Origin of the sequence: Massilia sp. 2TAF26 (assembly GCF_052115005.1) — a bacterium.
Lineage (GTDB): Bacteria > Pseudomonadota > Gammaproteobacteria > Burkholderiales > Burkholderiaceae_D > Telluria.
The window spans coordinates 280,021-293,359 of sequence record NZ_JBFRFV010000001.1; the positions used below are offsets into that span (position 1 = coordinate 280,021).

Sequence of the window (13,339 nt, forward strand, 5' to 3'; positions counted from 1 at the left end):
CTTCCTGTGATGGTATGGAGCGCATTATCGGGCCGTTTCGCCCCTCCCGCGGCCAGTTTCGCGCCGCCAAAACCGGGCTTCGTCATTTCGCGCTTGCCCGCGCCGCCCGCTCTGGCGACAATTCGATGCATATTAGCAATCAGGAAAGCCGATGCGCACTCTTTCTCCTACGACCGGTCCGGGCCCGGCGCCACGCCGCCCCCTGCTCGCCTTTGCCGGGATCTTCGGCCTCACGGTGCTCATCAGCGGCTGGGCAGCGGTCCTGATGACGCTGGCGGCGGGCCGTCCGGATCAGCTGTACACCGAACTGGTCGTCTCGCTCTGCATCGGCATGGTCGCCCTGGTGGTGGTGCTGGGCGCGCGGCGGGTTTTCTGGCGCGACTCGGCGCGGCACAGCCGCTGGCGCTTTGTCCTGCTGGCCCTGCTGGTGCCGGCGGCGCCGGTCGTGCACTACCTGGGCCTGAGCATCGGCAGCCTGATCCTCGGCCTCGACATGCCCGACCTCGCCCACTACTTCACGGTACCGCGCTTCAGCATGGTCCTGTTCACCATGCTCAGCTCCTTCGGCCTGCTCGGCATCGTCGTCGCCCGCGAACGCATGGACCGCATCAAGCTCGAACGCAGCGAAGCCCATGCGCGCGCCGCGACCGTCGAGCGCCAGGCCCTGCAGGCCCAGCTGCGCCTGCTGCAGGCCCAGATCGAGCCGCACATGCTGTTCAACACCCTGGCCAACCTGCAGGGCCTGATCGCCATCGACCCGCAGCGCGCCGGCCAGATGCTGGACCAGCTGATCCAGTACCTGCGCGCCACCCTCAGCGTGTCGCGTGACGAGACCACCACACTGGAGCAGGAATTCACCGCCCAGCAAGCCTATCTCGGCCTGATGCAGGTACGCATGGGCGCCCGCCTGGCCTACCGCTGCAGCCTGCCGGAGGAGCTGCGCACGGTGCGCCTGCCGACCATGCTGCTGCAGCCGCTGGTGGAGAACGCGATCGTCCACGGCCTGGAGCCGAAGGTGGACGGCGGCACGGTCACGATCGCCGCCGTGCGCAACGGCGATCTGCTGGAGATCAGCGTGTGCGACACCGGCCTGGGCCTCGACAGCGCCCCATCCCGCAAGGGATGCGGCGTCGGCGTCGCCACCACCCGCGAGCGCCTGCAGGTGCTGTACGGCCCGCGCGCGAATATCGAACTTTCCCCGGCCGCGCCCCAGGGCACGGTCGCCCGCATCCACCTTCCCCTGGAGTTTCCATGACCGCATCGATCGCCGCAGCCCGCCCTGTCCGCGCCCTGATCGCCGAAGACGAACCCATACTCGCCGCCATCCTCGCCCAGTCGCTGCAGCGCCTGTGGCCCGGACTCGAGATCCTCGGGCCCGCGCCGAACGGTCTGGCGGCGGTCGAGCAGGCGCTGGAACTGCGTCCGGACGTGCTCTTCCTCGACATCAAGATGCCCGGCCAGACCGGCCTCGAAGCCGCCGAGGAGCTGGCCGAGCGGTGGGACGGCGCCCAGCCCTTCCCGGAGGTCGTGTTCGTGACCGCCTACGACGACTATGCGCTGAAGGCCTTCGAGCAGGCCGCCGCCGACTATGTGCTGAAACCCGTCAGCGACGAGCGCCTGCGCCGCACCGTCGAACGTCTGCGCCAGCGCCTGGGCAGCGCCGGCGGACCGGCCCACGACGGCGGCATGGCGGCCCTGGTCGAGCAGATGCGCGCCCTGCTGCCCCAGGCCGCGGCGCCGGAGCGCCTGAGCATGATCCGCGCCGCGGTCGGCAATGTGGTGCGCATGATCCCGGTGCAGGACGTGGTCTACTTCCAGGCCCTGGACAAGTACGTGACCGTCGCCACCGCCGACAGCGAAGCCCTGATCCGCCTGCCGCTCAAGGAATTGCTGTCCCAGCTTGACCCGGCCCTGTTCTGCCAGGTCAGCCGCGGCGCCATCGTCAACATGAAGCAGGTGGCCAGCGCCAGCCGCGACGAGATGGGCAAGCTGACCCTGGCCCTGCACGGCCGCAGCGACCGCCTGAAGGTCAGCCCCCTGTTCGCCCACCTGTTCAGGCAAATGTAGCAGCTCTCAGTCCTCGATCTCGTCGGGCGATGTCTCCGGCGCCGCCAGCACGTCCTCGGTGGCGGCGTCCGGGGCCACATTGGTCACCTGCAGCACGTTCGAGGCGATGTTCACGAAGGCCGGCGCCGCCACCTGTCCGCCGTAGTGGTAGCGCCCCGAAGGCTCGTCGATCATCACCGCCACGATGAAGCGCGGCGCCGACATCGGCACGATGCCGACGAAGGAGGCGATGTACTTGCGCGGGAAGACATAGCGCCCGTTCTCGGCCTTGTAGGCGGTGCCGGTCTTGCCGCCGACCCGGTAGCCGGGAATGCGCCCGTTCTTCGCGGTGCCCTGCACCACCACGTTCTCCAGCATCTCGCGCATCGTGCGCGCGGTGGCCGGCGAGATCACCCGGGTGCCGGCCGGCGTTCCCGTGCTTTTCTCCAGGGTCAGCGGGACCACCTTGCCGTCGTTGGTGAAGATCGTGTAGGCGCGCGCCAGTTGCAGCAGCGAGACCGCGATGCCGTTCCCGTAGCTCATGGTGGCCTGCTCGATCGGGCGCCAGGAGCGGTAGGGCCGCACCCGTCCGGCCGCGGCGCCGGGAAACCCCAGCTGCGGCTGCTGGCCGAAACCGAGGCTGGTGAACATCTCCCACATATCCTTCGCCGGCAGGCCCAGGGCCAGCTTGGCGGTGCCGATGTTCGAAGAATAGCGCAGCACGTCGCTGACGCTGATGATGCCGTGGGCGCTGGTGTCCGAGATCGGCGCGCCGTTGATCACGTAGCGTCCCGGCCCGGTATCGATCATGGTGTCCGCGCTCACCTTGCCGCGGTCGATCGCCAGCGCCACCGTGAAGGGCTTGAGCACCGAACCGGGTTCGTAGATGTCGGTGATGGCGCGGTTGCGCAGTGCCGGGCCCTTGAGCGCGCCGGCGTCGTTGGGGTCGTAGCTCGGGTAATTGGCGAGCGCCAGGATTTCCCCGGTATGCGCATCGACCACGATGGCGCCGCCGGCCTTGGCCTGGAACTTCTCGACCGCCTCCTTCAACTGCTTCGAAGCGACGTACTGGACCACGCTGCTGATCGACAGCACCGAATCCTTGCCCGGCTGCGGCCTGAGGTCGGTGCCGACGTCCTCGACGATATTCCCGAGACGATCCTTGATGACGCGCCGGTGCCCGGACGCGCCCTCTAGCCGGGTCTGGTGGGCCAGTTCGATGCCTTCGAGTCCCCTGCCCTCGCGGCCGACGAAGCCGACAACGTGGCTTGCCATGTTGCCCTGCGGATAAACACGGCGGAAGCCGTCGGTAAAACCGATCCCGCGGATCTTTATGGCGCCGAGCTGCCGGGCGACGGCGGGGTCGACCTGGTTCTTCAGGTAGACGAAGTTCTTCGCGGTCGCGATGCGCTTGGCGATCTCCACCTCTTGCAACTGCAGCACGCCGGCCAGGCGGCGCAGGGTGTCGGGTTCGGCCTCCCGCAGGTCTTCCGGAATCGCCCACACCGTCACCGCCGGCACYGAGGTCGCGAGGGTGTGGCCGGCGCGGTCGACGATGCGGCCGCGGGTTCCCGGCAAGTCCAGGGTCCGCGCATAGCGGTAGGCGCCCTGCTTCTGCAGGAACTCACCGGACCAGACCTGCAGCCAGACGGCGCGTCCGGCCAGGCCCAGGAAGGCGCACAGCAGCACGCATTGCACCACGCTGGAGCGCCAGCGCGGCAGGCTTTCGGCCAGCAGGGGGTTGGCGGCGAAGGGCCGGCCATTGCGTGCCGCCACGCGGCTTTTTCGGGTGAATCTTCCGATCATTCTTGTTCTTTCAGGGGGCAGCCCGGTACCCGTTGTGAATCGAAGGCAGGTAATGTAACGTAGTGCATTGCGGAGGTTTGGCGCACATCGGATATGAAACATCGACAAACGGACATCTCATCGGCCGACATCCAGGAATTGCAGGCCCTGCGGACCCTGCCGCGGCCGGTCTACGGCCACCTGCACGGCCTGCCGAACCGCGCGATCGGACAGCGCCACCGCCATCCCTGGGCCCAGTTCTCGTATGCCGTGCGCGGCGTGCTGGAAGTGATCACCGACAGCGCGCGCTACATGGCGCCGCCGCTGCACGCCGTATGGGTGCCGGCCGGCGCGCCGCATGCCGTGCAGCGCTTCGAGGGAACGGAGATCCGCAGCCTGTACGTCGATCCGGCGGCCATCGCCGATGCCGGCGGAGAATGCCGGGTGGTGACGGTCACGCCCCTGCTGCGGGAGTTGATCCGCGGCTTCAGCGAATACCCGGTCGAGTACGACGAGGCCGGCGAGCAGGGCCGCCTGGTGGCGGTTCTGCTCGACCAGTTGGCGCGCGCGCCGCAGGCCGGCCTGGCACTGCCATGGCCCGGCGACGCGCGCCTGCGCAAGATCTGCCGCGAGCTCGAAGCGCATCCGGACAGCGCGCGCACGCTGTCCGAACACGCGGCGCGCCTCAGCGTCTCGGAAAAGACCCTGAGCCGCCTGTTCCTGCAGCAGACGGGCCTGAGCTTCCGCGCCTGGCGCCAGCGCCTGCGCATCCTGGCCGCCCTGCCCATGCTGGAACGCGGCCACCGCGTCACCGACGTCGCCGTCGCCTGCGGCTACGACAGCATGTCGGCCTTCATCGCCGCCTTCCGCTGGGTCACCGGCGTGACGCCGGGCGAGTTCTTGCCGCGCGATCAATAGCTCACACAAACATCGAGGCGGCGACGCTGCCGAGCACGATGGCGGCGCCGGCACCGGCCATGAACCGGCTGTCGCGGTGGTTGAGGCTGCGGAATTCCTGCCAGGCCACGGCCAGCAGGCAGACGCCGATGAGGGAGATGCCGTAGACGATGTTTTCCATTCATATTCTCCTTGTGGTGGTGATCATCAAGAGGTCGCTCGCGGTCTTGCCGATCAGGTCGCGGGCGCGGGACTGCCAGCACCATTCATCGACCAGCCAGCGCTGGCTGCCGGACAGGATGACGAGGTCGGCGCCGACGGCGTTCACGTAGTTCGTGACCGACAGCCCGGTGGGGCGCGGCAGCAGGGCCAGGGTCAGCTTCGAGCTTTCCGGCTTCAGTTCTTCCAGGGTTCTGGCGTAGGCCGTCTTCACCTCGCGTTCGAGGGTCTGGCGGCAGGCGTCGATGGCGTCGTCGCGGACGCCCGCCGTGCGCATATGGCCCTCGCCCGGGACCTTATAAGTATGGACGATGGTGATCCGCACGCCGGGCAGCAGGCGCGCCGCCACCCTCAGGGTCTGCAGCGACTCGCAGGAGAAGTCGCTGGCGAAGACCGCATGCCTGTAGGGACGCTTCGCTTCCTGGCGGACCAGCAGGGTCGGGCACAGGCAGCTGCGCGACAGGTCGCGCATCAGGTTGAAGTTGTGCAGCACCGGCCACCAGGGGTGGGCCTGCCACGCGATCGCGATCAGTCCGGGCGCGGCCTGGCCCGCGTGCCGGATCGTCGATTCGAACAGGCTGCCGAATTCGAAGGTGGCCGAGCAGCGCATGCCGAAGCGGATCAGCGCGTTCGCGGAGGCTGTCTTGACGTCGTTCATGCAGCGCGCCAAGGACACGTGCTTTACGTCGCCGCCCTCCTGTTCGGCGGGCGGAATCACGGACAGGAATTCCATGCTCCGGCTGTTCAGGGCCTGGGCCAGCATCGCCGCGCGCTGGGCGGCGTGGGCAAGCGGATTGGGGTACAGGGAGGCAAGCAGGATGGAGGTCGACACATCATTTCTCCTCTACCAGTCGTTCCAGCGCGCGGCGGCGGCCGGAGATGCGGATTTCGTCGTCGGTACCGACCAGCAGGTCGCAGGGCGGCCGGCTGATCATCCTGAGGGCCGAGTCGAACAACCCCGGCCATCCGCGCGCATGGCGGAAGCGCCGGCCGATCACGACCAGGTCGGCGCCGCTTTCCTCCGCGAAGTCGTCCACCACCCGGTGCGGCGGGCCATAGCGCACCTCGCTGGACAGGCACAGGCCGCTGTGGCCGGCGAAGCTGTCGACCAGGGTCTGCAGGTATTGCCGGGCCGCCACGCGCGCCCGCTCGCGGTACAGCGAGACCAGGCGCGGCTCCAGCTCCAGCTCCCGCATCAGGTTCTCGTCCGGCAGGCGGTAGGCGTGCAGGAAGATGAAGTGGGCCGAGGGCGCGAGCTGGAAGGCGGTCCTGGCCGCCGCGATCGACTCCGGCGAAAAATCGGTGGCGATCACGACCTTCCGGTATTCCCCGGTGGTTTCCGGTTTCACCAGCAGCACCGGCAGGCGGCTGCGCCGCATCACCTTCACCGCGCACGAGGGCAGCAGCCACTCGAGCAGGAAGTGCCGCGGGCTGGCGGCAAACAGCATCAGGTCCGCCTTCTTCTGGCCGGCGATGCGCAGCACCCGCGCGGCCGCGCCGCCATGGTCCGCGTTAACGGTCTCGCGCAACGCGACGCGCTCGACGGCATGCGGCACCAGGTGGAACGCCAGCCGGCCGGCGCGCTGCACCAGCCGGCATGGCTGCCGGCCGTGGTCGGCGACCAGCAGGATTCTTTGGATGTGCGGAGCGTTCATGCAATAGCCCTCCCCGGCCGGCATGGCGCTGGCCGACGTCAACGAAATGAATGGACTGCGCGAATGCCCGGCGCGCGAAGGCGCAGCGGCTCGTCAGGCAGTTCGTGTGAGGATGCTCGGGAGACGCTGAACGGCGATGCGTTCAGGTCTCGCCGAGCTCAGGAGAGGCAGGCGAGATCTCGAGTGGACAGATGCACGGGACGCGCGTGGAACACGCTGAGTCCGCGAGACAAAAGGCACTGAGCAAATTTGGTGAAAACTACGGCGACCATGCGCGACGCTTCCTTGCTATGGTTCGATGGACTAGAATCAGTATATACGACTTGGGTTTTTCGTCAACTCAGCCCGGTTCAGCTGCTGCCGCGCCAGTGGAGTCCGAAGATGATTCGTCGAATGCGCTTGCTGGCCATGGCGGCCCTGGCCGTCCTGCTGGTCCTGGCCCTGCCGCCCGCACGTGGCGCCGCGGGCGTCGGCGTGCTGACCGTCGATGGCGTGATCGGCCCGCCGAATGCCGACTACGTGGTACATGGCATCGCCCGCGCCGCCAGCATCAGGCAGCAGCTCGTAATCATCAGGATGGACACGCCGGGCGGCCTCGATACCGCGATGCGCGCGGTGATCAAGGCCATCCTGGGTTCGCCGGTGCCGGTGGTCGCCTGGGTCGCCCCGAGCGGCGCCCGCGCCGCCAGCGCCGGCACCTACATCCTCTACGCCAGCCACGTCGCGGCGATGGCGCCGGGCACCAACCTGGGCGCGGCGACGCCGGTCGAGATCGGCATCAAGCCGCCGCCGCCCGAAGAAGGGCAAAAGAAACCCGACGATGCGGCCGAAGGTTCGGCAATGGCGCGCAAGCAGGTCAACGATGCCGCCGCCTATCTGCGCGGCCTGGCCCAGTTGCGCGGCCGCAATGCCGACTGGGCCGAGCGCGCCGTGCGCGAAGCCGTCAGCCTGAGCGCCGAGGAAGCCTTGAAGCAGCACGTGATCGAGATCGTCGCGCCGGACTTGCCGAGCCTGCTGGCCCAGCTCGACGGCAGGACCGTCACCGTACTGGGCCAGGCGCGCCGCCTCGATACGAAAAACGTGGTGCCGGCCGAGTTCGCGCCGGACTGGCGAACCCAGTTGCTGGCGGCGATCACCCATCCGAGTGTGGCCCTGCTCCTGATGACCATCGGAATCTACGGCCTGGTGTTCGAATTCATGAATCCGGGTTTCGTGGCGCCGGGCGTGATCGGCGCGATCTGCCTGCTGCTGGCGCTGTACGCCCTGCAGCTGCTGCCGGTGAACTATGCGGGCCTGGCGCTGGTCCTGCTCGGCCTGATGCTGATGCTGGCCGAGGCCTTCCTGCCCAGCTTCGGCGTGATCGGCCTCGGCGGGATCGTCGCCTTCGTCGCCGGCGCGCTGATGCTGGTCGATACCGACGTTCCCGGCTTCGGCATCCCGCCTGGCCTGATCGGCACCCTCGGGGTAGCCAGCGCCCTGCTGCTGATCGGCACTGCCCGCCTCGCGCTGGCGAGCCGCAGGCGTCCGCCGGCCAGCGGCGCCACCACCCTGATCGGCGCCACCGCCAGGGTCGAGCGCATCGCCGAGGATGGCGGCAGCCGCGCAGCGTGGGTCCGCATCGAAGGAGAACTGTGGCAGGCGGCCAGCGGCCTGCCGCTCAGCCTGTCGCAGACGGTCAGGGTCGTGGGCCGGCGCGGCCTGACATTGGATGTCGTCCCGGTCGATCCTTCCCCAGGAGCCTAAATCATGTTCAACGTCGGCATCGGCATCGCCGCCCTCATCGTCCTGCTGTTCCCCTTGCTGGCCTCGGCAATCCGGGTGCTGCGCGAATACGAACGCGGGGTCGTGTTCCAGCTCGGGCGCTTCTGGGGCGTGAAAGGCCCCGGCCTGATCATCCTCATCCCGCTGTTCCAGCAGATGGTGCGCGTCGACCTGCGGACCATCGTGCTCGACGTGCCGACCCAGGACGTGATCTCGCGCGACAACGTCTCGGTCAAGATGAACGCGGTAATCTATTTTCGGGTGATTGATCCGGAAAAGGCGATCATCCAGGTGGCCAACTTCCTGGAAGCGACCAGCCAGCTGGCCCAGACCACCCTGCGCTCGGTGCTCGGGAAGCACGAACTGGACGAGATGTTGGCCGAGCGCGAGCGCCTGAACCTCGACATCCAGCAGGTGCTCGACGCCCAGACCGACGCCTGGGGCATCAAGGTCTCGAACGTCGAGATCAAGCACATCGACCTCGACGAATCGATGGTGCGCGCCATCGCCCGCCAGGCCGAGGCCGAGCGCGAGCGGCGCGCCAAGGTGATCCACGCCGAAGGCGAGCTGCAGGCCTCGCAAAAACTGAAGGAGGCCGCCTTCGTGCTGGCCCAGCAGCCGGGCGCGATGCAGCTGCGCTATATGCAGACCCTGGGCGCGATTGCGGGCGACAAGTCGTCGACCATCGTGTTTCCCATGCCGATCGAGCTGCTGGCCGGGGCAAGGGATGCGCTGCGAGGTGAAAGACCTCAGGCCTGACGCCGCAGCTCCACCACCTGGCCGTCGCGGTAGCGCGGGTACAGCTCGGCCCACTGCGCCTCCAGTTTGCCCATGGCCGCCTGCTTGATGTGGCCATAGCCGCGCACCTGGTCCGGCAGCGCCGCCAGCTTGAGCGCCGCTTCCTTGTTGTCGGCGCGCAGGCCGGTGGACAGCTCGCGCACGAACGCCAGGTAGCGGTTGCGCAGCGCGCGTTCCTCCTTGCGCTCGCGGGTGTAGCCGAAGGGGTCGAAGGCCGTGCCGCGCAGTCCCTTGAAGTGGGCCAGCACGGCAAAGGCCGGCAGCAGCCAGGCGCCGAACGTCATCTTGGCCGGCACATCGGAGCCCGGCTTCTTGCGCGCCAGCAGCGGCGGCGCCAGGTGGAAGGCCAGCTTGTAGTCGCCGTCGAACTGGCTGGCGATCTGCTCGCGGAAGGCCGGGTCGCTGTGCAGGCGCGCCACTTCGTATTCGTCCTTGTAGGCCATCACCTTGAACAGGTTGCGCGCCACCGTCTTGGCGAGCTGCCTGCGCGAGCCGCTGCCCTCCACGGCCAGCTCGCGCTGCTCGACGGCGGCCACCGCCTCCCGGTACAGCCAGGCGTAGCCTTCGTCCTGGTAGCCGGCCAGCCAGTCGGTGCGGAAGGCAACGATTTCCTCCAGCGATTTCGGCGCCGCGAACTGGATCACCTGGGCCGGCTGCCCCAAGCGATCGAGCGCCTGCGGATCGGCGGCCAGCAGGCGGCCGAGGGTGAAGGCGCGCTTGTTCATGTCCACCGCCACGCCGTTCAGTTCGATTGCCCGCATCAGCGCCGGCAGACCCACCGGCACCAGGCCCTGCTGCCAGGCATAGCCCATCAGCAGGACGTTGCTGCCGACCGGATCGCCGAGGAAGCGCGAAGCCGTCGCCTGGGCATTCAGGCGCAGCATGTTCTCGTCGCCGGCCGCCGCGCCCAGCCTGGCCAGCAGGCCTTCGCGGTCGACCTGGGCATCGCGGTCGCGGGTGAAGTCGGCGGTCGGGATCTCGTATTCGTTGGCCACCACCCTGGTGTGGCCGTGACGGATGACGGCCAGGCCGTCCGGCATGCCCGCCACCACGAGGTCGCAGGCGAACACCGCGTCGGCCTGGCGCAGGTCGATGCGGACCTGGTGCAGGCGCTCCGGGCTTGATGCCACCCGCACGTGGGACAGCACCGCGCCGCCCTTCTGCGCAAAGCCCATGAAGTCCAGGGTGGAGGCGCCCTTGCCTTCCAGGTGGGCCGCCATCGTGATCAGGGCGCCCACGGTGACGACGCCGGTGCCGCCGACGCCGGCCACCAGGATCTCGAAAGGCTTGGCCAGCGCCGGGCCGCTCGGCTCCGGATACGCCGCCAGCGCACGTTCCAGGTCGGCCAGCGAGAGCTTCTGGCCGGCCGGCTTGCGCAGCGATCCGCCCAGCACCGAGACAAAGCTCGGGCAGAAACCCTCGACGCAGGAATAATCCTTGTTGCAGGACGACTGCTCGATCTGGCGCTTGCACCCCAGTTCCGTCTCCAGCGGCAGGATCGACAGGCAGTTCGACTGCACGCCGCAATCGCCGCAGCCTTCGCAGACGGCCGGGTTGATGACCATGCGCCGCGCCGGGTCCGGGAACACGATATTGTCCGGCTTGTTTTTCTTGCGGCGGCGGCGCTTCTCGGCGGCGCAGGTCTGGTCGTACACCAGCACCGTCACGCCGGGAATCTCGCGCAGCTGGCGCTGGATCGCATCGAGTTCGCCGCGATGGTGCACGGTCACGCCTTCCGGCAGCGTCACACCGTCGTAGTTGTCCGGGTAGTCAGTCACCACCACGGCCTTCTTGACGCCCTCGCTGATCACCTGCTGCAGGATCTGCGGCACCGACAGGGTGCCGTCCACCGGCTGGCCGCCGGTCATCGCCACCGCATCGTTGTAGAGGATCTTGTAGGTGATGTTGACGCCGGCCGCCACGCTCTGGCGGATCGCCAGCGAGCCCGAATGGTAGAAGGTGCCGTCGCCCAGGTTCTGGAAGATGTGCTTCTCCGCCACGAAGCGCGAGGTGCCGGCCCAGCTGATGCCCTCGCCGCCCATCTGCGAGAGGTAGTAGGTGTCGCGCTTCATCCAGGTCGCCATGAAATGGCAGCCGATGCCGGCCAGGGCGCGGCTGCCTTCCGGCACGCGGGTCGAGGTATTGTGCGGGCAGCCCGAGCAGAAATAGGGCGTGCGGCGCACGCCGTCGGCGGGATTGAAAGGCAGTTCGGCGGCGCAGAAGTCCGGGAGGAAGCGGTTCAGTTCCAGCGCCGGGAAGCGCGTGCCCAACCAGCGCACGAGCACCGGCGCGATGCGCGAAGGACGCAGCTCGCCCAGCGCGGACAGCATCGGCGCGCCGTCGCGGTCGGTCTTACCGACCACCGCCGGCCGCTGTTCGGGCGCCAGGTTGTAGAACAGGTTCTTGACCTGCTGCTCGATCACCGGGCCCTTCTCTTCGACCACCAGGATCTCGTCCAGGCCCTCGGCAAAGCTGGACAGGCGGCTCGCTTCGAGCGGATAGGTCAGGCCCGGCTTGTACAGCCGCACGCCCAGTTCCGCCAGCCGCTCGACGGACAGCTCCATGCGTTCCAGCGCCTCGACCAGGTCGAGATAGGCCTTGCCGGCGCCGATGATGCCGACGCGGGCGCCGGGCGCCGGCACCACCAGGCGGTCGATCGAGTTCGCGCGCGCAAACGCCTGCACCGCTTCCAGCTTGGCCGCCACGCGCTGTTCCAGCGCCAGTCCCGGCAGGTCCGGCCAGCGGTTGTGCAGGCCGTCCGGCGGCGGCACGTAATCGGTGGGCGTGACGAAGCGAGGCATGGCCGGCAGCTCGACCACCGCGCCGCCCTCCACCGTTTCCGAGATCGCCTTGAAGCCGCACCATGCGCCCGTATAGCGCGACAGTGCCCAGCCGTACAGGCCGAACTCCAGGTATTCCTGGATGTTGGCCGGATTAATCACCGGCATGCCCCAGGCGATCAGCGCCTGCTCGCTCTGGTGCGGCATCGACGAGGACACGCAGCCGTGGTCGTCGCCCAGGATGGCCAGAACGCCGCCATGCGGCGACGAACCATAGACGTGGCCATGCTTGAGGGCGTCGCCGGCGCGGTCGACACCGGGCCCTTTACCGTACCACATGCCGAACACGCCATCGACCTTGCGGGTCGGATTGGCCTCGACCTGCTGCGATCCCATCACGGCGGTGGCGCCCAGCTCCTCGTTAATCGCGGGCAGGAATTCGACCTGGTGCGCCTGCAGCAGCTTCTTCGCGCGCCACAGTTCCTGGTCGACGGCGCCCAGCGGCGAGCCGCGGTAGCCGCTGACGAAGCCGGCCGTCGTGAGGCCCTGGGCTTCGTCGAAGCGCTTCTGCATGCACAGCAGGCGGACCAGGGCCTGGGTGCCGGTCAGGAAGACCCGGCCGCGCTCGCGGGTCAGGTTGTCGTCGAGTGCGTAGTCGGGGTCTGCCAGCCCGACGGTCGCGGGGAGCGTCATGTCGTTCATATAACTAGGATAGACCGCGCACCGAGAAAGATTTTTTCTATCTGTTCATGTTTCGGGACTAGAATTGCAAGATCTTGTCTGATTCCCCCAAAAAACATGAAAGATCATTCGATCGATGCAGCATCCATGAAAATTCTCGCCGAGCTGCAGAAGGATGGCAGGATCTCGTCGAACGAGCTGGCCGAGAAGATCGGCATGTCGGCCAGCCCCTGCTGGCGGCGCCAGAAGGAGCTGGAGGACAAGGGCTACATCGTGCGCTACACCGCCCTCCTCGACCGCCGCAAGCTGGGCCTGGCCGTGGTCTGCCTGCTGCACGTGTCGCTGCTGCGCCATGCCGAGGGCGTGGTCGAACAGTTCGAGCAGGCCATGCGCCTGCGGCCGGAAGTGGTGGAGTGCTACGAGACCACCGGCAGCTCGGACTACCTGGTCAAGGTCGTGGTCGCGGACATGGATGCCTATCACGACTTCCTGCACAACGTGCTGGTCAAGCTGAACGGGGTGTCGCAGGTGAATACCAGCGTGGCGCTGCGGGAGGTGAAGTATGAAACGGCGCTGCCCTTGTAGCGCTAACTAATTTTATGAAAATATGAGTTTCATATCGCGGCTTAAGGGTTTTGTTAATCCAAAACCACAATTATCGTTTTCCCGAAACGGACCGCCTCTCGATCCCGTAAAGATCCAATAGAGGAGTCTTCG

Annotated in this window: 11 protein-coding genes; 6 read left to right on the plus strand and 5 right to left on the minus strand. The window is 67.7% G+C overall.

Features of this window, described 5'->3' with window-relative positions; all coding sequences use genetic code 11:
* Positions 1–151: 151 nt before the first annotated feature.
* Positions 152–1,255, plus strand: coding sequence for a sensor histidine kinase (locus AB4Z32_RS01320; protein WP_441933610.1), 1,104 nt, complete (start codon positions 152–154; stop codon positions 1,253–1,255).
* Positions 1,252–2,067 (plus strand): LytR/AlgR family response regulator transcription factor, encoded by an 816-nt coding sequence (locus AB4Z32_RS01325; RefSeq protein WP_441933611.1) that lies wholly within the window; start codon positions 1,252–1,254, stop codon positions 2,065–2,067. The genes AB4Z32_RS01320 and AB4Z32_RS01325 overlap by 4 nt, the downstream gene beginning before the upstream one ends.
* Before the next feature lie 6 nt (positions 2,068–2,073).
* Here the strand turns inward: AB4Z32_RS01325 and AB4Z32_RS01330 are convergent, their stop codons facing one another.
* Positions 2,074–3,852: a peptidoglycan D,D-transpeptidase FtsI family protein gene (locus AB4Z32_RS01330; protein WP_441933613.1), complete on the minus strand. Its 1,779-nt coding sequence runs from the start codon at positions 3,850–3,852 to the stop codon at positions 2,074–2,076.
* A gap of 93 nt (positions 3,853–3,945) precedes the next feature.
* Between AB4Z32_RS01330 and AB4Z32_RS01335 the strand changes: the two genes are divergently transcribed.
* On the plus strand, positions 3,946–4,749 hold the full coding sequence (locus tag AB4Z32_RS01335; protein ID WP_441933615.1) for an AraC family transcriptional regulator: 804 nt from the start codon (positions 3,946–3,948) through the stop codon (positions 4,747–4,749).
* Between the two features lies 1 nt (position 4,750).
* On the opposite strand, the gene AB4Z32_RS01340 is transcribed toward AB4Z32_RS01335, so the two are convergent.
* The 3 genes from AB4Z32_RS01340 to AB4Z32_RS01350 are packed head-to-tail and all read right to left on the minus strand — an operon-like array spanning position 4,751 to position 6,602.
* A complete protein-coding gene (locus AB4Z32_RS01340) occupies positions 4,751–4,909 on the minus strand; it encodes a hypothetical protein (protein ID WP_441933617.1) in 159 nt (52 codons plus the stop codon).
* Positions 4,910–5,779, minus strand: a complete 870-nt coding sequence (locus AB4Z32_RS01345) for a hypothetical protein (protein ID WP_441933619.1) — start codon at positions 5,777–5,779, stop codon at positions 4,910–4,912.
* 1 nt (position 5,780) lies between these two features.
* Entirely contained in the window at positions 5,781–6,602 is an 822-nt protein-coding gene (locus AB4Z32_RS01350; protein ID WP_441933620.1) for a universal stress protein, read from the minus strand.
* 381 nt (positions 6,603–6,983) lie between these two features.
* Between AB4Z32_RS01350 and AB4Z32_RS01355 the strand changes: the two genes are divergently transcribed.
* Together AB4Z32_RS01355 and AB4Z32_RS01360 are read left to right on the plus strand one after the other, a co-directional pair.
* The gene (locus AB4Z32_RS01355; RefSeq protein WP_441933622.1) at positions 6,984–8,345 is read left to right on the plus strand and encodes an NfeD family protein; all 1,362 of its coding nucleotides are present in this window, start codon (positions 6,984–6,986) and stop codon (positions 8,343–8,345) included.
* Between the two features lie 3 nt (positions 8,346–8,348).
* Positions 8,349–9,122, plus strand: a complete 774-nt coding sequence (locus tag AB4Z32_RS01360) for a slipin family protein (protein WP_441933624.1) — start codon at positions 8,349–8,351, stop codon at positions 9,120–9,122.
* Here the strand turns inward: AB4Z32_RS01360 and AB4Z32_RS01365 are convergent.
* Entirely contained in the window at positions 9,113–12,634 is a 3,522-nt protein-coding gene (locus AB4Z32_RS01365) for an indolepyruvate ferredoxin oxidoreductase family protein (protein ID WP_441933626.1), read from the minus strand. The genes AB4Z32_RS01360 and AB4Z32_RS01365 overlap by 10 nt on opposite strands.
* Before the next feature lie 105 nt (positions 12,635–12,739).
* Between AB4Z32_RS01365 and AB4Z32_RS01370 the strand changes: the two genes are divergently transcribed.
* On the plus strand, positions 12,740–13,207 hold the full coding sequence (locus tag AB4Z32_RS01370; protein WP_441933628.1) for an Lrp/AsnC family transcriptional regulator: 468 nt from the start codon (positions 12,740–12,742) through the stop codon (positions 13,205–13,207).
* The last annotated feature ends 132 nt before the right edge of the window (positions 13,208–13,339 follow it).